The 19,156-nt window shown below is 62.2% G+C and carries 22 protein-coding genes and 1 pseudogene; 8 read left to right on the forward strand and 15 right to left on the reverse strand.

The annotated features are described in order from the left end of the window. The 8 genes from SO180_RS25855 to SO180_RS25890 form a co-directional block, all read right to left on the reverse strand. Complete coding sequence (locus tag SO180_RS25855) at positions 1–777, reverse strand: DJ-1/PfpI family protein (protein WP_449381652.1); 777 nt, start codon at positions 775–777, stop codon at positions 1–3. A 107-nt stretch (positions 778–884) separates the two neighbouring features. After that, positions 885–1,418 carry a copper chaperone PCu(A)C gene (locus tag SO180_RS25860; RefSeq protein WP_449381653.1) on the reverse strand — a complete coding sequence of 178 codons (534 nt, stop codon included), beginning with the start codon at positions 1,416–1,418 and terminating at the stop codon, positions 885–887. Between the two features lie 42 nt (positions 1,419–1,460). After that, positions 1,461–3,926: a TonB-dependent receptor gene (locus SO180_RS25865; protein ID WP_449381654.1), complete on the reverse strand. Its 2,466-nt coding sequence runs from the start codon at positions 3,924–3,926 to the stop codon at positions 1,461–1,463. An 84-nt stretch (positions 3,927–4,010) separates the two neighbouring features. Beyond that, positions 4,011–4,385 carry a DUF2946 family protein gene (locus SO180_RS25870; protein WP_449381655.1) on the reverse strand — a complete coding sequence of 125 codons (375 nt, stop codon included), beginning with the start codon at positions 4,383–4,385 and terminating at the stop codon, positions 4,011–4,013. Positions 4,386–4,474: 89 nt separating this feature from the next. Further along, positions 4,475–5,407, reverse strand: a complete 933-nt coding sequence (gene copD, locus SO180_RS25875) for a copper homeostasis membrane protein CopD (RefSeq protein WP_449381656.1) — start codon at positions 5,405–5,407, stop codon at positions 4,475–4,477. A 14-nt stretch (positions 5,408–5,421) separates the two neighbouring features. After that, on the reverse strand, positions 5,422–5,754 hold the full coding sequence (locus tag SO180_RS25880; RefSeq protein ID WP_449381657.1) for a copper resistance CopC family protein: 333 nt from the start codon (positions 5,752–5,754) through the stop codon (positions 5,422–5,424). 39 nt (positions 5,755–5,793) lie between these two features. Further along, positions 5,794–6,795, reverse strand: a complete 1,002-nt coding sequence (locus tag SO180_RS25885) for a hypothetical protein (protein ID WP_449381658.1) — start codon at positions 6,793–6,795, stop codon at positions 5,794–5,796. Positions 6,796–6,849: 54 nt separating this feature from the next. Next, a complete protein-coding gene (locus tag SO180_RS25890; RefSeq protein WP_449381674.1) occupies positions 6,850–7,167 on the reverse strand; it encodes a DUF2946 family protein in 318 nt (105 codons plus the stop codon). Between SO180_RS25890 and SO180_RS25895 the strand changes: the two genes are divergently transcribed. From SO180_RS25895 to SO180_RS25915, 5 genes are all read left to right on the forward strand, one after another. Continuing rightward, positions 7,084–7,500, forward strand: a complete 417-nt coding sequence (locus SO180_RS25895) for a hypothetical protein (protein WP_449381675.1) — start codon at positions 7,084–7,086, stop codon at positions 7,498–7,500. The genes SO180_RS25890 and SO180_RS25895 overlap by 84 nt on opposite strands. Before the next feature lie 315 nt (positions 7,501–7,815). Continuing rightward, positions 7,816–8,079: a hypothetical protein gene (locus SO180_RS25900; RefSeq protein ID WP_449381659.1), complete on the forward strand. Its 264-nt coding sequence runs from the start codon at positions 7,816–7,818 to the stop codon at positions 8,077–8,079. Between the two features lie 84 nt (positions 8,080–8,163). Continuing rightward, positions 8,164–9,186 (forward strand): sugar ABC transporter substrate-binding protein, encoded by a 1,023-nt coding sequence (locus SO180_RS25905; protein ID WP_449381660.1) that lies wholly within the window; start codon positions 8,164–8,166, stop codon positions 9,184–9,186. A gap of 7 nt (positions 9,187–9,193) precedes the next feature. Beyond that, positions 9,194–10,696, forward strand: coding sequence for a sugar ABC transporter ATP-binding protein (locus SO180_RS25910; RefSeq protein WP_449381661.1), 1,503 nt, complete (start codon positions 9,194–9,196; stop codon positions 10,694–10,696). A gap of 12 nt (positions 10,697–10,708) precedes the next feature. Then, complete coding sequence (locus tag SO180_RS25915; protein ID WP_449381662.1) at positions 10,709–11,737, forward strand: ABC transporter permease; 1,029 nt, start codon at positions 10,709–10,711, stop codon at positions 11,735–11,737. 137 nt (positions 11,738–11,874) lie between these two features. Here the strand turns inward: SO180_RS25915 and SO180_RS25920 are convergent, their stop codons facing one another. Continuing rightward, positions 11,875–12,189, reverse strand: a complete 315-nt coding sequence (locus SO180_RS25920) for a DUF1127 domain-containing protein (protein WP_449381663.1) — start codon at positions 12,187–12,189, stop codon at positions 11,875–11,877. After that, positions 12,186–13,601: an MFS transporter gene (locus SO180_RS25925; protein ID WP_449381664.1), complete on the reverse strand. Its 1,416-nt coding sequence runs from the start codon at positions 13,599–13,601 to the stop codon at positions 12,186–12,188. Before SO180_RS25925 ends, SO180_RS25920 begins: the two co-directional genes overlap by 4 nt. Before the next feature lie 248 nt (positions 13,602–13,849). Here SO180_RS25925 and SO180_RS25930 point away from each other — a divergent pair, with 248 nt between their 5' ends. Together SO180_RS25930 and SO180_RS25935 are read left to right on the forward strand one after the other, a co-directional pair. After that, on the forward strand, positions 13,850–14,626 hold the full coding sequence (locus SO180_RS25930) for an ArsR/SmtB family transcription factor (protein ID WP_449381665.1): 777 nt from the start codon (positions 13,850–13,852) through the stop codon (positions 14,624–14,626). A 101-nt stretch (positions 14,627–14,727) separates the two neighbouring features. Then, positions 14,728–15,083: pseudogene (locus tag SO180_RS25935) on the forward strand (IS5 family transposase); the annotation flags it as partial. A gap of 131 nt (positions 15,084–15,214) precedes the next feature. Here SO180_RS25935 and SO180_RS25940 read toward each other — a convergent pair. After that, on the reverse strand, positions 15,215–16,210 hold the full coding sequence (locus SO180_RS25940; protein WP_449381666.1) for a LysR family transcriptional regulator: 996 nt from the start codon (positions 16,208–16,210) through the stop codon (positions 15,215–15,217). Between the two features lie 121 nt (positions 16,211–16,331). Here SO180_RS25940 and SO180_RS25945 point away from each other — a divergent pair, with 121 nt between their 5' ends. After that, positions 16,332–16,736, forward strand: a complete 405-nt coding sequence (locus SO180_RS25945; RefSeq protein WP_449381667.1) for a DUF1330 domain-containing protein — start codon at positions 16,332–16,334, stop codon at positions 16,734–16,736. 102 nt (positions 16,737–16,838) lie between these two features. On the opposite strand, the gene mtnK is transcribed toward SO180_RS25945, so the two are convergent. The 4 genes from mtnK to SO180_RS25965 all read right to left on the reverse strand — a co-directional run bounded on the left by mtnK (position 16,839) and on the right by SO180_RS25965 (position 18,942). Next, positions 16,839–18,131: an S-methyl-5-thioribose kinase gene (mtnK, locus tag SO180_RS25950; RefSeq protein WP_449381668.1), complete on the reverse strand. Its 1,293-nt coding sequence runs from the start codon at positions 18,129–18,131 to the stop codon at positions 16,839–16,841. Positions 18,132–18,163: 32 nt separating this feature from the next. Continuing rightward, entirely contained in the window at positions 18,164–18,358 is a 195-nt protein-coding gene (locus SO180_RS25955) for a hypothetical protein (RefSeq protein ID WP_449381669.1), read from the reverse strand. A gap of 189 nt (positions 18,359–18,547) precedes the next feature. Beyond that, on the reverse strand, positions 18,548–18,757 hold the full coding sequence (locus SO180_RS25960) for a hypothetical protein (RefSeq protein ID WP_449381670.1): 210 nt from the start codon (positions 18,755–18,757) through the stop codon (positions 18,548–18,550). After that, entirely contained in the window at positions 18,754–18,942 is a 189-nt protein-coding gene (locus SO180_RS25965) for a hypothetical protein (protein WP_449381671.1), read from the reverse strand. Before SO180_RS25965 ends, SO180_RS25960 begins: the two co-directional genes overlap by 4 nt. Positions 18,943–19,156 lie beyond the last annotated feature (214 nt).

Raw genomic sequence — 19,156 nt, forward strand, 5'->3', positions numbered from 1 at the left:
TCATAAATTCATTGCCGCCCCGGCAGCCTTTGCCGCGGCTTCCGCTTCACGAATGAGGTCCTGCCGCCGCTTCAAGACGTCGCCGGCCAGCGCAGGACCGGCACGCTCAGGTGATCCGGAATCGAAGGGCGGCTTAGGATCGTACTCGATCACGAGCTGAATGCGACGCGCAGCTTCCTCGCCCGCAAGCCGCGCTGCGATCGCGAGCGCAAAGTCGATGCCGGCCGTTACGCCGCCGCCCGTCACGCGGTTGCGATCCTCGACCACACGGTCCCTGCGCACGACCGCGCCCATATGCGCGAGCAGATCGCGAACGTACCAGTGCGAAGTGGCCTGATAACCCCTGAGCAGACCCGCGGCGCCAAGCAAGAGCGAGCCGGTACAAACGCTTGTGACGAGGCTCGCGGATTCACCCTGCTGCCGGACGAATTCGACCGTCTCACGATCCTGCATCGCAGCGACCGTTCCCTTCAGGCCTCCGGGCACGAACACCACGTCGAACAGCTTCGGCGCGTTCTGGAATGTCACCGTCGGCGCAACGGGCAAGCGGACGTCGGTCATGACCGGCTGCTCGGTTTTGCCAATCAGGTGGACCTCCGCCTGCATGATGCTAAACACGGTGAGCGGGCCGGCCAGATCAAGCAGGATCATGTCGGAATGGATCAACAGGCCCACGCGCGGGCGAGCAGGCGACGCCGGCTGCGCAAGCGCGGCCGGCGCGACGAGGTTGAGCAAGGATGCGGCCGCCAGCGTCGCGTTGAACTCTCTTCGATCCATGCTCTTGCTCCACAAAATGTCAGCGAACGAGGACGGTCGAGACGAGATCGAATGGATCCGCCTCCAGCAGAAACGAAAGGCTCAGTGGTTTGATAAACACCATACCCTCACATCTTCATCCCGGAGTGATCCGGCGATTTCTTCATATCCATGTGTCCGCCATGCTCGCCGCCACCCGGTGCCTGCGCGCCGACGGCCTGGACGTCGAGGGTGACGGCCACCTTGCCGGCCTTCTCGAACTGAAGCGTGACCGGGACCTTGTCGCCCTGCTTGAGCGGTCCCTTCAGCTCCTGCATCATCAGATGATAGCCGCCCGGTGCGAGCTTCACGGTCTTTCCCGGCTCGATCGCGAGACCCTTATCGATCGGGCGCATCTTCATCACGCCGTTGTCCATCGCCATCTCGTGGACCTCGATCTTGCCGGCGATCTCAGCCGAGACGCTGATCAGCCTATCCGGCGCACTGCCTTTGTTCTCGATCGTCAGATAGCCGCCGGCGACCTTTGCTCCGCCAGGCGTGGCCCTGCTCCAGGCCTGCGTGATGACGATATCGCCGGCCTTGACGTCGTCGGCGCGCCCGGGTGCGGCGAACGCCAGCGCTGCAAGCGCTGCGAGCACGAGGATGCGTGAGAGCTTGTTCATGTGGCTAGCCTTTCTCTTGGGTCGTTGCGCCCATCCCACCCGTCAGAACGTGTACTTGCCGGCAACGACGAAGGTTCGTCCCGGGAACGGATGGAACAGGAAGTACTGGTAGTTGAAGACATTATCGATGCCGAAATCGAACGAGAAATTCTTCGTCGCATTGTAGTGGATTTTCATGTCGACGACGAAAAACGGATCGAACGCCTGGTACACGTGGGGAACGACGTCGGTATTGTCGAGGGTCGCATACTGCTTGCCAGTGTAGCGCGCGGCAACGGTATAGACCCAGCTCTCGTTTAGACGGTAGCTGACGCCAACCTTCGCGCGCCAGTCCGGAACATACGGCACGCGTTTGCCGACGACGGTGGTCGCGCCCGACCAGTTCGGATCCGAGATGATCCTGGAATCGACATACGTTACGCTGCCAAAGAGCTGCAGCCCGCGGATCAGGATATTGTCCTTGTCGGCCGACAATTCGACGCCTTGCATGCGGATGGCGGCGACGTTGCTGACCGCCGTCTGGAACGACTGGTTTCCGGACACGTCAGTCACGGTTGTCGTCTGCGAGATCAGCGCGTTGTTCGTGCGTTCGCCGAAGACCGTGAACCTGATCCGGCCGTCCTGCCAACGTCGTTCGAGATTGAGCTCGCCGGTGAAATCCTGCTCGGGCGCGAGCCGAGGATTGGCAAGGTAAGTGATGTTGCTGACGGAAATGTTCTGATAAAGCTCCGTCACCGTCGGGTAGCGATACGCCTCGCCGAAATTCGCAGTGATGTTCCACTCCTTGTTGGGATCATATGAGAGCGAAACCTTCGGCGAGAAATTGGTCGACGATAGCGAGGGCTGTTGCGTCGTCGTCACTGACGTGATGGCGCCGGCGCCCGTCGCCGTCGTGTTGACGTTGAGACCATCAAGCGCCTGCCAGCTCTCCAATCGTCCACCAAGCGTCAGCTTGACGTTCGGCGTGATCTTCCAGGCGTCCTGAACCCAAAACGCCTCGGTCCGTGTCTCGCCGACGCCCGTTGAGTAGAGCTGCCCGTTGCCCGCCGAGGGAGCCGTATACCAAACCGTGGAGGCGTAGACGGGATTCTCGAGCCTGTAGCGGTCGCCGTGAACGCCGAAGCTGATCTCGTGCGGACCGTCGATCCCGTCGGGACGCCAGATGCCCTTGGCATCGGCATTCTGCCAATTGGTGCCGTCCATCCGCGTCACCTTGCCGTTCAGCGAGTAGCCGAGCCCGGGCGACGCTACGACGGTATACGGGTTGAGAAGAATATCCTGAAGGTAATTGTAGCTCGATGCCGAAAGATCAAAATCAAAGACGCCCTTGGTGTCGCTCCGGAGCGAGACGGCGTTGCTCACGTGGAGTTCGTCCCAGGTGTATTTGTTGGGAGCAAACCCCGAAAGGCCTGCAAATGTCGGCTGGCCCGTCACTGTCGATCGCAGATAGGTCTGCGGCTCCGAGGTCTGGTGATTGTTCCAGACCGCGAACGAATAGGTCGCCTGGACCAGCGGGGTCAGGTCGTAGGCAAGCCTGATGTTTCCCGACGTCTGCTGCGAGTGCGCCACCGCGCCGGCGCCGACGACATCCGCCACCCCGCCGGTCCGGCTCGGTGCGATGAAGGTGCCCGTCGTCTTGGCCGGGACCGAGCCATTCGTCACATAGCTCAGCGGCTGCTGATAGCTGTCACGATAGTTGGCGCTGATGAGCCACGATAGCGCACCGTCGCGGTTGCCTGCGGCAGCACTGGTCTGGCTGGTGACATAGGTGCTCTTGGTGCCGTACTGACTCCAAGGCATCACCGAGATCGTCTCCTTGGCCGTTGCAAACGGCTTGTCCGGCATCTTCGAGGTGATCAGCAGCACGCCGCCGATCGAGTTGCCGGGATAGGCCGCGGCAAACGGACCGTTGAGATAGTCGACCCGGCCGATCGCCTCCGGCACGATCAGATTCCACTTCGGCGAGGCGCCCGAGTTGTTGTTGCCGATCAGCGCCGAAATCAGGAGATCGTCATAGTAGACCAGCGTACGCGCGCTGGAATTCAGGCCCCAGCTTCGCGTCGCAAGCACCGCCTGGTTGTCGCCGTCGTGCCGTTTCCGCACGAACAGGCTCGGCATGTCTTTGACGGCATCCTCGGGGTCTTTGAGGTTGATTGTCTCGTCGATCTCCCTTGCCGTGATGCTGAACGATGTTTGCGGAAGCTGATAGCGCGCTACCGCCGGCGGGGTCTCCAGCGAGGCCCGAGCGCTGCCAGCGCCCTGCCCGCCGGTGGCGACGGCCGCAGCAGCACCTTCGGCAGAGTTTGAGGGTTTCGCACTCCGATTCCGAGCTGCCGTGGATTGGACGGCCGGCTTGCGAGGCTTATGTGGTGCCGCAATCGGCGCATCGACCGTCACCGGCGGCAATGCGCTTTCGCCGCTCTGGGCGGCGGCTTCCCCCATCGACGCGAGCAGCGCGGCCTGGACGGCAACGACACTCACGCCGCAACGGGCATGGCGAGGCAACATGGGAATGTCCTGACGCCGGCTTTCTCTCCGGCCATTCGACAGCATCAACCGCCGGCGGACGCGCCGTGGCGGTCACAAGGGTCGTCAGGAAAATTGAGGTGGCGCGCGCGCCTGCGCGCTGGACGCGCCGTGGGGCACTGCGACACGATCTGCCGCGTCGTGCCACGCAACGCATTCGGCGGGTCGCACAGGTGTTGCGAAGACGGCCTGTGGCGCGTCGAGAGACGCGCTCGCCTGTGCCAGGCAGCAGAGCGAGCAAGCGCCAGGATGCGAGTCGGGCAGACTGGTCCGGTCGTCAATGCCTGCGCCTGAACCACCATTCGCGTGGCAAATGACGCCGTTCTGAAGCGGATCGGCGACCGCAACGCCGGCCGCCCAACAGGCGGCGATCGGCGCCAGCACCTGCATCGCCAGGGCGATCAGGACCAGGGGTAAGTATTTTTGCAGCCGCGCCCGCATCCGCCGAACCATTCGTACGCTTACTAACTAGACATGATCCGCAATGGAGTCGAGCTCGCTTTTTCACCAGATTGACGCAGCGCAACCATTCAGTTCACCAAGTGTATCGCAGGATGCATCGTGCCAAGCATCCCGACAACGGCGAGGATGGCAAGGCCGAGAGCAAGCTCGATGGTGCTATTGCGCTTGAGCCAGCGCAACGCGCCACGCCCGGCCGGGACAAGCCGCGGTGTCAGCACCAGCCGGTTGACCAGGGCGAGCACCAACATGAGCGTGAACAGGACAAGCTTGAGCAGCAACAGCCGTCCATACTCGGTGACGACCAGCGCGTGAAGCGAGCCCACCAGGATGGCGGCATTGATGAATCCTGTAAGCAGCAGGGTTGCCACGCTGACCATGCCCATGATCGAAAATCGGCCCACGGCGTCACGGGCGAGCGGAAGCTCCTTCCTTCGGCAGGCCGCAGCGAGGAACAGGACTAATGACGCCAAGCCACCGATCCAGGCCGCGCTTGCCACCAAATGCAGCGCATCCGCGGCAAGATGCAGGTAACCCGCCTCGCCGGTGGTCGAGCCGGCATGGCCGCTCCAGGCGAGGCTTGCGGCAAATGCGATCGCAACCGCAAATCCGCCCCATCGTGCGATCGCCATACGATCGTAGGTCAGGCAAGCCACCAGGCAGATCACAAGGCCTGCTCGAAGCATCGTCACCTGTCCAAACTGCGTTTCGTTGATCACCGTCGATAAGACATTCGCGGACAATGCCTCATCGAGCGGCATCCCGCTCATCGAGGCGGCCTGAAGCATCAGCCAGATCGCACCGGAGATCACCGCGAAGGCAAGACCGAGCCACGAGACCCACAAGGTGGGAGCCTCGAACGACCCAGGCGCAGCCCCCTCCGAGCGCGCGGCCGGCGCAGCGATGGCGGTCCGAAACATGACGTCTCCAACCGTGATCGCGGTTGCCGCAAAGTGCACGGCGCGCGTCGCAACCAACGGCGCGTCCACTGCTGACCAGTCCATCGATGATCAGGCCTTCATGGACCGACCTGGAAGGTGAAGCTGCCGTCCGTCGTGTGGGTGTCCACAGACAGCACGCGCCAGTTCACGTGATACGTGCCCGCCCCTCCCGACTTCAGCGGGATCGACATCTGGTTGCCGCTGACGCGCGCCTTGCCTGCGTCGACGCGCTGCCCGGAGGGACTCGTGACACTGATCGAGCTGAATGCCGCCTCCAGTTTCTGGCTGAACCAGAGCGTCACCTCGCGCGGGGGGCTTGCCACCTTATTGCCGACGCGCGGCTCGGCGTGGTCGAGCTCGGCGTGGGCGCTTGCTTCGCCAGGCGGCAGCGAAGTCAGCAAGAGGACCATGAACAGTATCATTGAACTGAGGGATAAGGATCGCATCGGTCAATTCCTTGCGAAGGGGTTGGCAGATTGGACCGGGCCACCGAAAAGCGGCTTGCCGATGCCGCGAGGATCAATGTCGTCGAGATAGAAGTGCAACTGTCCGATCACGCCGACATGCGTCCCGCTTTGCCGATTGATGGGAATCAGCGCCTCAATACCAACCTGATACTTGCTACCGACCCAGATCACGCCAGGATTGATGGTACCTGTCGTTGTCGTGCCCGAGGTGAGCGTGTTCGAAATCGGTGTTTGCAGATTGGCTTCGACCAGCGGGATCAGGTGATTGACGAACTCCGGCAGGCCGAGGTCCACGACGGCGGATTTCAGGTACGGCATGCTGTATTGGAGCGTCCCGCCCCAATTCAGGACGCGCGGATGAAATTCAGTATCGCCGGTCAGGCCGCCGGTGTCGGGATCGATCCCAAACGTCGTTGTGAAATTCCTGGCCGGGATCGCGTAGCCGACCTGGCCGGTGACGGCGACGGGACGAAGCCAGGAGAACGTATCAGGCAGGTCGCCGAAGCCTTTGCCGAACCAGAGCATCGGTGTGTAGGTGTTGAAGGGATCGGCACCGACATTTTGCGCGCCGGTGCCTCCCCATTCGACGCTGAGGCCGACCGACATCACGAATTCATGCGTGGGATCTTTGAAGACCCGGTACTTGAACGTGGTCTCTAGGTTCTGAAATCCGTTGGCGCCGGGGATGGTCGGGTCCGTCGGATTGAGAAAGGTGTAGGTCGAGCCGAAGGAAATGGCGAAGTCCTCGGTGATGCGCTTGGAGAACTCGCCGGAGATGTCGTGCTGCCGAACGGGCGGCACGTCTCCGGTCTTGAAACTGTCGACCGTCGGAATGGATAGCTCATCGTTGACGCCGGGATCATCGATGCCCAGCGTTGCCGGAAAGAAGCGGTTGCCAACGATCTCGTGGGCAACGCTTCCCGAGTGAGGGACGAGCGCGAGGGCGAGCCCCAGAAGGCCCGCATGCTTATGACAGATGGACATTTGAGGATCTCCGCGATGCTGACATGCGAATTCAGCGGCGGTTAGCCGCCGGGCTCACGTCAACAGTGGAGGCGCTCGTGCTCGGGCGTTGGATCCGCCGTCCGATGTGACTGCGGGTGCAGCCTGCTCATGCCACGGCACAGGTTCAGCGAGCCGGAACGGATTCGCGAACGTGGCCTGCCGCGAATCGAGCGACGCATTGGACTGCGCCAAGCAGCAGATCGAACAGCTTCCTGCGTGTGCAGCCGGCACGCCGGTTTGTGCGCCTGCATCCGATGCATCTGTGCTGTGACAGATCACCGCATTCTGAAGCGGATCGGCGACCGCAAGACCCGCGGCCCAGCAGGCGGCAACCGGCGCCAGCACCTGCATCGCGAGGGCGAGCAGGACCAGGGGCAGGTATTTTCGCAGCCGCTCGCGCATTCGCCGAACCATTCGTTCGGCGAGCAACTAAACACCGGGCCGAGCCCGAGTCGAGGTCACTTCGCCGGTCTGCTTGCGCGATCACAAATTTCTCGAAAACTGTGTTCGGCGCGCCCCGCCGAAGGTGACGATCCGGCATTTGAGGCAGATGCAGGGCAGCCTCCTATCCACAGATTTCTTATATTTGTCATATACTTAGAAGGGAAAAAGCCCGATCATTTCGCCAACTGCTCGAATTTTGAACAATCGTTGCCGAAAATGATGACAAGTGAGAAAAGTTGATCTAGCATCTCTTTGCTCAGGCTGGCCGCGAGGTCGAAGTCTGGTGGTCCAAGTCTCGGGAGGAGCCCCTGGCGCGCAAAACGCAGCGTCGCCCCGTTCAATCAAGATCAAATCTCAGATATCGGGGATAATAGGGTCGACACAATTTTTGAGCGGGGCTAGGGCCCCGCTCTCTTTTTTTGTGCCGGCCTCCAACGCGGATGAACGCTTCAGCCGATCCGATCGAGAAGCTTCGAGCCTGCAGCGATCCGCTGCGACGATCTGACACCGCTCCTCTCTCAGCAGCTGTTTGCCGAGCATTTCGAAATGAGGGCGATGCTGGGAAAAGACGGCGGCGAGCTGGTCTGGGGGTGGAGGCTCGCGATCGAGGCGATCTTCGATTTCGCCGGCGAGCGCCGTGGACATTTCCGCATGATCCAGTTCGAATTATCCTCGCATGACGCCCACGGTACGCCGCAAGAGTTGTTCATCGAGTTCTTTCGCGTGATCCGTGATGTGCTGCGTGCGCTGCTCGCCGGCCTTGCTTTCTTTGCGTTGCACCAACGCGCAGCGTCACGGTGGCGATTGCAGAACGGGTAGCGTGAACTCGTCGATTGTGAGACACTGCCCGCCTTGGTAGCGCAAACAATGACGCTGCCAACGATAAGATCATGGGAGCGAGCGATGTCCGAGACGAAAGATTTCTCGACAACCAGGCGCGATCTTCTTCAGGCGGCAACGACCGCCGGCGCCGCGGCGGCCATCCTCGGCGGCATGGGGATCAACCCTGCACTTGCAGCCGAGATGGGACGTTCGGAGAAGCCGTTGAAGGCGGCATTCTCCAATGCCGGCCTGCAGGCCACCTGGTGTGCGCAGGGCAAGCAGGCGGCGGAATTCTGGGGCAAGCTGTTCAACGTCGATGTGACCTGGTTCGATGGCCAGCTCGACGCGGTGAAGCAGCGCGCAGCCATCGACAACATGGCCTCGCAGAAGTGGGACTTCGTCGCAATCCAGGCCTTCGGCATCGGCACCCTTACCCAGCCCGTGCAGAAGATGATCGACGGCGGCACGCCCGTCATCGACATGGACACGCTGATTGCACCACTCGATCAGATCAACGTGCATTCCTTCCTCGCCCCTGACAACGAGTTCATGGGCGCGTCCGTGACGCAGGCGCTGTGCAACGCCATGGGTGGCAAGGGCAAGATCATCATGACGCAAGGAGCCCTCGGCCACACTGGCGCGCAAGGCCGTGCGAAGGGTTTCAACTCGGTCGTCAAGCAATTCCCCAACATCGAGGTGCTCGACACCCAGCCGGCCGATTGGGACGTCTCCAAGACCGCGCGCCTGTGGGAGACCTATCTGACGAAATACCCGCAGATCGATGCGGCCTTCTTCCACAATGACGACATGGCGCTCGCAGCCGCCAACATCATGAAGGCGCATAACCGTACCAACATCCTGATCGGTGGCGTCGACGCCATGCCGCCCGCGATCCAGGCGGTAAGCGAGGGCCGGATGTACGCGACCGTCCGTAATCCCTCCTGCCGTATCCATGGCGGCGCCATCATCGCGGGCGTCGCCGCTGTCGTCGGCGGGGAGAAGAGCGGTCAGGGCATTCCGAAAAGCGTGGTGACGGACGGTCCGGTCGTGACCAAGGCGAATGCCGCCGGCATGCAGTGGATGGAGGATCACTTCCTGATCTGATTCCTCCATGCCTGAAGGCCGTTCGCCGATCCTGGAACTACAGGGCATCACGAAGAGCTTTGGCGGCGTCGAAGCACTTCGTGGTGTGGACTTTGCGCTATACGCCGGCGAGATCCATGGTCTCGTCGGCGAGAACGGCGCCGGAAAAAGCACGCTGATGAAGATCATCGCCGGCGTGCACCCGGAATTCTCCGGCCGCTTCTTGGTCGACGGCAAGGAGACCCGCTTCCGCTCGGCTCGCGACGCACATGCGGCCGGCATCGCCATGGTGCATCAGGAGCTCAGCGTCGCGCCCGACCTGACGGTCGCCGAGAACGTCTTTCTCGGCAACCAGCCGACCAACCGGCTGGGGCTCGTGCAATGGCGGCGCATGGCGCGCGAGGCCGGTGAGCAGCTCGCCCGTTTCGGCATCGACGTCGATCCGATGACGCGGCTCGGCGACCTTCCGATCGGCCTCCAGCAGCTCATCGAGATCGCCCGCGTGCTGTTCTCCGGGGCGCGCATCGTCATCCTGGACGAACCGACCTCCGCCCTCTCCCCGCCCGAGGTCGAGCGCCTGTTCACGACGCTGCGCCGTCTGCGCGACGAGGGCACTGGCATCGTTTTCATCTCGCATTTCATCGAGGACATCTTGCGCGTCTCTGATACGGTGACCGTGTTCCGCAACGGACGGAAGGTTGCCGAGTCCGCGGCTAGCGCGACCACCAAGGGCGCCCTGATCGAAGCGATGATCGGCCGCGGCGGCGAGGCGCTCGAGCACAGCTACACCGACGACCTCATGTTGCCAGCCGCCAACGGTGGGGCGGTCGTCCTGAAAGTCGACCAGCTCTCGCTCGCGCGCAGCCTCCAGGACGTCTCGTTCGAGGCGCGTTCCGGCGAGGTGCTGGGCATCTACGGCTTCATGGGCTGCGGACAGCAGGAGCTGTCGCGCATCCTGTTCGGCAAGCTCAAACCCGACGGCGGCGCGCTGATTATCGACGGTGCGCGAAAATCCTTTGCCTCGACCGCGGCCGCGCGGCGTGCGGGCGTGGCGCTTGTCCCAGAGAGCCGGCGCGCCATGCTGTTCCACCAGGAGCCGGTGTACAAGAACATCTCGATCAGCATTCTGGATCGCATTTCGGCCATGCTGCTCAAACCGGCGCAGGAGCGCGACATCGCCAAGCGCCAGGTCGAGCAGTTGCAGATCCGGCCGCCTGTGGTCGGCCTCGACCTCGGCATGCTCTCGGGCGGCAACCAGCAGAAGGTGGCGTTGGCCAAATGGCTGACCTATCCGCCGCGACTTCTGGTGCTCTGCGAGCCGACCCGCGGCATGGATGTCGGCGCCAAGAACGACGTCATCAACATCGTGCGCGACCTTCGCGCCAGGGGCCTAGCCATCATCGTGCTGTCGACGGAGCCGGAGACGGTGCTGTCGCTGGCCGACCGCATTCTCGTGCTCAAGCGCGGCGCGGTGGTGCGCGAATTCAAGAACGAGCCGGTCAGCAAAGACCGCCTTTTGGAGGCGGCGTGACGGAGAAGCACAATGGCGAGCAGTGAAGCAGTTTCCGGAGCGGCCCGCCGGCCTCGCGGCATCGGCTCCTTCCTGCGCTCGCAGATGCGCAACATCGCGCCTTTCCTGACGCTGATCTTCCTCAGCCTGTTCTTCGCCTTCGCAAGCCCCTCCTTCGCCACGCTGGACAATCTCGGCAACATCCTCACCCAGGTCTCCGTGACCGGCGTGATCGCCGTCGGCCTCACCTTCGTGATCCTCTGCGCCGAGATCGACCTCTCGATCGCCAGCATCGCCAACGTCACGGGCATTGCGGTCGCCTATTTCACGATCCAGGAATCCTACGTCAACATCGCCAACGTCCCCCTCCCCGGCGCCGCCGCAATCCTGCTCTCGCTGCTGCTCTGTGCGGCTCTCGGGTTCGTCAACGCGCTGGGACTGACCGTGATCGGCATCCCCTCCTTCATCATGACACTCGCGATGATGCAGATCGCGGCAGGCATCTCCGCGCTGCTGGTGCGCGGCCAGATCGCCTACAAGGTGCCTGATCTGATCGCCACCCTCGGCTCCGGCTCGATCGGCGGCATTCCCTGGATCGTCATCGTTGCCGCAGTGATGCTGCTCGCCGGACACCTCGTGCTCACCTACACGCGCTTCGGGCGCTACGTCTACATGGTTGGCGGAAACCGCGAGGCAGCCGAATATTCGGGCCTCAACGTCAAGCTGATCCTCGGCGTGGTGATGGTCATTTCGGCGGTCTGCGCCGGCATCGGCGGCATGCTCGGCGTCGCCCATTTCGGCAGCGCGCAGCAGAACGAGTTCGACACTTACCTGCTCGACTCCATCGCCGCCGTCGTGGTCGGCGGTACCAGCCTGTTCGGCGGCCGCGGCGGCATCGGCAACACCATCGTCGGCCTGTTCGTGCTGGGCGTGCTCAACAATGGCCTCGACCACGTCAACATCGACAGCTTCCTGAAAATCCTGATCCGCGGCCTGATCCTGCTGGCGGCGCTGATCATCAACGTCTATGCGCAGCGACTACGGGAGAAGGCGGCGGAGTAGCGCGATAGCCCACTATAAAAGCTCGAAAACAACCCCATGCAAAGTAGCCGAGGACGGCTGGAACACATTTCGAGTTTTACGAAATAGCTTGACACGTCGGGCAAATCACCGGCACAGTGCCATGCTGACGCCAATGATTACGTTTCCCGGGAAGCTATAGTTGGACAAAGGTCCGCCTTCTTTGGCCGGCCTCGTCGCGCAAGAGGCATCCCTACTCGAGTGCTATTCAAGCCCGCCAGAAGGTTTTTTATTTCCAGAGCGATGTCGGTCCAGGACAGCCCGACATCATGCAAGTCGCGGTCAGTCCATTGCTGCAATTCGCGGCGCTGCCGAACCCGGTTGCGCCAAGTTTGCAGTGTGACAAGCGCGCGCTTTGCCGCGTACGAAACGACCGACGTCATGGTCTTCGGCGTCCGGGCACCACCCGAGATCGGCCTGACCCTACCCTTCATCGTCCCTCCTTTGCTCGGCCAAACCAGATCGCGACTGCACCTGTGAGCAACGCGGCGGCCGATATCGCCAGCGAGGCATGCGCGCCCGCAATGAACGCGTTGTTCCCTCCGACCAGCGAACCGAACAGGGCAACACCAAGCACGCTGCCGGTCTGCCGCGTCGCGTTCAGCACGCCAGCGGCGATGCCGGATCGCGACTTCTCGACACTGCCGAGCAATGTCGAGGTCAAAGGCGGCACGAGCAGGCCGAGCCCGCCGCCGAGGACCATGAGCTGAGCGCCGATCGCCCCGTAGCTTGTGCCGATGACCATGGGGAGCAGCGCAACGCAGCCTGCGGCGGTGATCATACAAGCCAGCGCAATGGTTTGCGGCGCGCCGAGGCGCTCGCTGACCGACGCGGCGACGAGGTTGGCGGGCAGCACCATGCCCATCATTGGTACGAAGGCCAGGCCTGTTGCGAACGGCGACCAGCCGTTGACTTTCTGGAAGTAGAGACTGAGCACGAAGATCAGACCGTAGAAGGCGATGTTGAAGAGGAGCCCGACCAGCGCGGTCAGCGCGAACATGGGATGGCGGAACAGCGCCAGCGGCAGCATCGGCTGCTGCGCATATGCCTCGCGCCATACGAACAGAAGTCCGACCAACGCCGCGGCCGCGAAGGCCGCAATCACCAGCGGATGGCTCCAGCCGAGCGCGCCGCCTTCGATCAAGGCACCGGCCAGCGTGGCGAGGGTTGTAATCGCCGCGATCTGTCCCGGCAGGTCGATCCCGCGCTGCGCGAGCCGCGGCGTCTCCTCGGCGTAACGCCAAGTGAGCCAGAGGCCGGCGACGCCGATCGGCAGGTTGACGAGAAAAATCGCGCGCCAGCCGACCAGCGCGATCAGCGCGCCGCCGACGAACGGACCGGCCGTCAGCGCGACGCTCGCACCTGCGGCCCAGAATCCGACCGCGCGGCCGCGCGCCTTCGGATCGATATACGCGTGGTTGAGGAGCGCCAGGGAGTTCGGCACCAGGATAGCCGCCGCGAGACCCTGTACGGATCGCGCGGCGATCAGGAATATCGCCGACGGCGCCAGGGCGCAGGCGAGCGAAGCCAAGGTGAAGAGCGCAAAGCCCGCGATGAAAATCAGTTTGGCGCCGAGGCGATCGCCGAGCGCACCGGCGGTCAGAATGAAGGCGGCGAATGCGATGGTATAGGCGGTCACCACCCATTGCAGCTCGGAGACGCTACCGCCGAGCGAGGTGCTGATGCTGCTTAGCGCAGTATTGACGATGGTAATATCGAGCTGCACCACACCAAGGCCGAGGCTCGTGGCAGCAAGCGCCAGCGCCGTCGCGAGAGGCGAACGGGATGAGGTGTTGGCGGAGCGGGCCAGTTCCGGCTGCGTTGTGTTGAGCGAAGTTGTTTGCATGATCACACTCAGTTGTCTGTGAGAATTTGACCGCTCAGATCAGCCCGCTTTGCGGTGGTCATTCGATACCAACCGAATATTCGGAGCCGCGGGATGATCTTTCGCCTCATCGCGGCACTTCCTTCACCGGGCCTATTGGCGTCCAGGCAACCTATGTCTCGTGATCGAACCAGTCTCGCGGAAACACTACGGTCTTGACCGAAGTATTCGTGCTTGGCACTGCGTCCTTATCGGCGTACGAGAAGGGCATGGACACGGGACCCAAAATCGCCCAAGTCGCAGCACTCATCGGCGACCCGGCGCGCGCCAACATGCTGAGCGCGCTGATGGATGGCCGAACGTTGACCGCCTCGGAGCTCGCCTATGTGTCTGGCGTGGCGCCGCAGACAGCGAGTGGCCATCTTGCGAAACTCAGCGACGCGGGATTGCTCGCGCTCGCAAAGCGGGGCCGACGACGATATTTCCGCCTGGCCTCTCCGCACGTCGCGCGCGTGCTGGAAGGTCTCATGGTCGTGGCGCAGGACGGCCCCGCCCGGCAGTGCAATCTCTGGCGCGGTGGAGAAACGCTCCGGCACGCGCGCACGTGCTATGACCACATGGCCGGCCGCATCGCCGTCGCAATCGCCGACCGGCTGGTCCAACAGTCGTTTATTCTGCTCGACGAGGATGGCGGGCAACTCACCGATGCCGGCTGGTCATTCTTCAATGAGTTGGGCGTCGATCTTCGCCTCGCCTCCAAGCGCCGGGTGTTCTGTCGCCCCTGTCTCGACTGGAGCGAGCGCCGGCCGCATCTGGCCGGGGCGGTCGGCGCCGCCATTCTTGATCACGCTCTCGAGCACGATTGGGTCGAGCACGTCAGGGATAGCCGAGCGCTCGTCGTAACCCCAGTTGGCGTAAGAGAACTCGCCAGAACGTTCGGCATCGAGGGCGCCCCCCCGATGGACGGTCACGATGCGCGTGTTGGATCACTCTCCGGAAGCCGGGTATCAGCTATAGCGGTCGACTCAGCGTCCGGACGGAGGTAGTAGCGCGATTGGCCACTTTCGGCTGTGGGGACCGGAGCTGAGCCCGAAGTGTTGCGATTGGCCAGACCCCTGTGATTCAAACTCCCAAACTGGGGGCTCGAATCATACGCTACGAACTCGCTGATCATGAATGGGGTGCCATCAAGCCCATGCTGCCGAATAAGCCTCGTGGCGTTCCTCGGGTAAACGACCGACGTGTGCTCAACGGCGTCTTCTGGTCTTGCGATCCGGGGCACCTTGGCGCGATTTGCCGGATCATTTTGGCCCGTACACGACCTGCTACAACCGTTTCGTCCGCTGGCGACGGGCTGGTGTCTGGGGCCGCATCATCGACGCACTTGCCGTAGCCCACGATGCCGCTGTCCAGATGATCGACACCTCCATTGTCCGCGTGCATCAGCATGGAGCCTGCATCACACGAAACAAGTGCCAATCGATGGGGAGGTCGCGCGGCGGAACGGCTGGGCCATGACCGGACCGCCGCAGCCCGGCTTCGGAGTGACGACGAGACATCCGATGGGTAAGGCCGTGACAGTCGCCCCCAAGGCGCGATGAGATTGGGATGAATCGTCATCACGCTTTGTATCGTCAGAGCAGATTTTTCGCTTTCCGTGTGGCGCCCTTCGCGCGGCCCCGATGGCTTCCTTTCGTGCTCGCTGAAGCTGCCTCCGTCGGCCTCGTGATCGGAAATGTCTTGCGCATATGCGCGGCAAGCATCGCGCAATAGTCCGTAGCGAAACGAGGCAACGGACGCCGTTTATCCCAAGAGATGGTCAGGGGCTCTTGCAATACCCGGCGCCCGTGCGTGAGGCCGACAATCCTCAATGCGTAACGCCGGCACTGAAGCTGGGACGGCACGATGGCTATGCCATGCCCCGCTTCTGCGAGTGCCAACAAAGTGTGCGGGTTTCTGCTCTCGAAGACGATCTTGGGTTTCAGTCCCGCCATTCGGCTCGCCGCATCGAAAGCACGGCGAAATCCGAACCCGCTGTCCATCAGCAGAAGTGGAAACCCGGCAAGATCGGCGACCTCGATGGTAGGACGAGGGCCAAGTGGTACCGATGGATGACAGGCGGCTAGCAACTGCACCGATCCAAGGGGAAGGCTTTCGAAGTGCTGTTCATTTAGTCTGACGGCGTGCAACAGATTTTGGCCGAGATGGACCTCGCCGCGCTCGAGCATCGCCAATATTTCGCTACCCGTCCCCTCCCTGATCTTGATCTCAACCCTGGGATATCGTTCCGCGTACAGATGCAGAAATTGCGACAGCACACTCTCGATGTGTTGCGGCGATCCGGCAACCTTCAGGACTCCCGTGTCTCCATGACGAAGTAGCTGAGCCTGCTCTTTCAACGAACTGGCGCTGTTGAGCAGCAGCCGGCAGCCTGGGATCAACTGCTCGCCTTCACCGGTCAACAATAGTCGGCGCCCGACCCGATCGAATAGCCGCAAGCCCAGCTCCTGCTCGAGACCGATGATTTGCCTGGACAAGGCCGGCTGGGCGATCCGCAACCGCAGTGCAGCCCTTGAAACGGTGCCGAGCTCCGCCACAGTCAGGAATGTGAGGGCCTGTCGAAGGTTCATGCCCGCTTATACCATCAGAGCATAGGATCTGAGAGGATATATGTATTGGACGCATTTCGAACTTCTATGGAGAGTCCCATCTGCTGCTCGCGATAGTGGCGAGGCAAGAGAGGAGGCCCGTATGAATTCCGGATGCAGGATCGGTCTCGTCATGTTGACTTGTACCGTTTTAGGCGCGTTTGGGAGCGAAGCGCTTCATAGTGAGGCCGCGCCACCCGCCTATCTGATCGGCCAAATCGACGTCACCGACCCCGATGGTTATGCCAAGGAATATCTCCCGAAAGCGCGGGAGATCATAAAGGCACATGGCGGGAAGCTGGTTGCGGCGGCAGGCGCGGCGGCAACTGGTTCACAGGTCGTAGCCGTTGATGGAAATCCACCCAGGCGCGTGGTCATCTACGTGTATCCGAGCATGGAGGCGCTTCGCGCGTGGCGAAACGATCCTGCCTATGTGCAAGTTCGAGCCGTTGGCGAGAAATACGCCACGTATCACACATTTGCGGTCGAGGGCTCTGTCGCCAATTAGAGCATGATGAGTTTTAGTTGAATCGGTGCGAGTCGAGGGCGACGTTCACCTCTCCCGTGGGGTGGGACCAGCTGGAACGGCCGCGCGCTCACGTTGTCCTCTCTAGCCGGTCGGAAACTCCGGCTGCCAGTCGCGCAGTTTTCGTGCGGCGCCGGTGACGTCTGCGATGGTCGGAAATGACCCTGTCTCCACCATCATCACGCGCGCCAGCCGCACGCTTCGTGCTTCGCTGATCGCCCTCTTGCGCGGGTCATCGATCAGCTCGAAATCGATGTTGTGGGCGAGACCGAAGATGCGGCGGATGGTCTTTGCGGCGGCAAAGCCGACCGTGTCGGCGAATAGCCGCGCCACGTAGGCCTGCCGCTCGGCCTCCAGTCGCGCGGCGCCCTGCTCGCCCATAAACAACGAGGCCGGATAGGCGTCGCCGAGGGCATTGGCCCGCCAGAGATCGAGGAATTTTCGCGCGAACTCGCTCCAGACTTTCTCGACGGTTTCGAGCACCCAGCCTTCGAACGCGCGGCGTTCGCCGGGCGCGCCTTCGTGACCGGCCGACGCGAAGTAGGCCATGAGCAGATTGGCAAGGACGGCCCCGACGTCGAATCCCATCGGACCGTAGAACGCAAACTCGGGATCGATCACGCGCGTCTCGCCCGAGGTGACCATGATCGAACCGGTGTGGAGGTCGCCATGAATGAGCGCCTCCGGGCTCGCCATGAACTTGAGCTTCAGCCGGGAGATCGCGACGTGCAGCTCCATGTCCTCGCGCAGGTCAGCGGCCAGGGCGTCGAGGTAAGGCGAAGTCCAGCGGTTCTGCTCGGCGATCCGATAGGGATCGGTGAAGATCAAATCCTCGGTGATCTTGCACAGCGCGTGGTTGCCGGCGAAGCCCCCGATGCCCTCCTTCTTCTCTGCGGCGGTGAGCGCGAGATCGGACGTGAAGAACAGCGTTCGCGCCATGAAGGTGGTGATGTCGTCGACGAAGCGCGGATATTGCGTGCCGGCGATCAGCCCTTTGCGCATGATGATGTGGGGCGAGAGCAGCTCCATCACCGTGAGCGCAAGCGCCTCGTTGTGATACAGCACCGACGGCACGAGGCCAGGCGCGAGTTGCGCCTGTCGCGTCAATGCCAGATATTCGTAATGCGCGCGGGATAGCGGCAGGGGCCAGCTTTCCCCGACCAGGCGGACGTAGGGCAGCGCCTGCTTGACGGCAACGCCGCCTCGGGCTCCCTTCACGATGAAGACGAGGTTGAGGTTGCCGTCGCCGACTTCCGTGATCGACCAGTCGCCCGGCGCGCCGCCCAGCACCGACACCAGCTTCGGACGGCCCGCGAGATAGTCCCGCAGATCCGCCTCATGCAAAATCCGATAGTTCTCCGCCTGCCCCTGCGTCATGACGATTCCTGCCCATGGTTTTGGCCGGATCGTCAGTCGCGCTCCAGGAAGCGCGAACCGATGTCGGCCTTTCTCTTGATCGGATCGTAATCGCAATAGACGCTGTCCGCCACCAGCGTGTAGCTCGCGATGACCGTATATTTGTCGAGCTTGACCGAATGCAGCCCAGCGATCGCGGTGCTTTTGCCGCCGTTACACTTGAACGGTGGCGAGCTCTGTGCGAGCAAATCTATTCCGCTTCATCGCGCTGAGCGGACCTCGATGAGGCGCGCGGCCAATTCGTTGATGGACCACTTCCGGACTGATGCTCCGCGAAGAAGAACCTACTCGATGGCAGGCCATTGAACGGTCCCAGTCAGTAACCGCAGCGGTCGTGGTTAAGCGGATCAAAGCGTCTGGGGAGGCCGCTTTCTACCCTAAGCTCCCCTGCGATCCTGGCTACCAATCACGCAGCGCCATGCCGCCAGGCGCTCGGCCGGATGCTGGTTCATCCACTCGGCGAGCTGCGGCGCGCCCATCAGGCAGGACTGTATCGAGACGTCGGCGAAGTCCGAGGTGGTGACGATCTGCTCGTGGCAATTTGTCGGAGAAGAGAGACTGCAGAGCACGGCGATGACCTTGATCACGAAAGCCCCCCGTCGCTGCGATGGACTTTGGGGCCGCTGACCGTGTGACCAATTGATGCCTTGTCATGCTGCTCCCTGAACGGGTCAGCCGTCGGGAAGATGCTGTCATATATCGCGCGGGCTTCCCGAATTAAGCGGGCTCGCTCGCGCTCAGACTTTGAGACAAATCGAATAATCTCGCCCATATTGAACGCTCCTACTACTATCAAGAGGGACCATTCCCTTTGTGGCGAAGAATAGCTGCGGCCTTGCTATTCACTCTGTGATACGTCTCACCATGCGCAGCGTGCTTTGAATGACTTCGGGGGAGCAAACTTCGATTTACTAGCACTACTTTGGCAGATTGTCGGTTTTGCCGTGCTTTATAGGATTCCCGAATCAATTTTTCAATGATTCATG

The organism is Bradyrhizobium sp. UFLA05-112 (assembly GCF_053572325.1).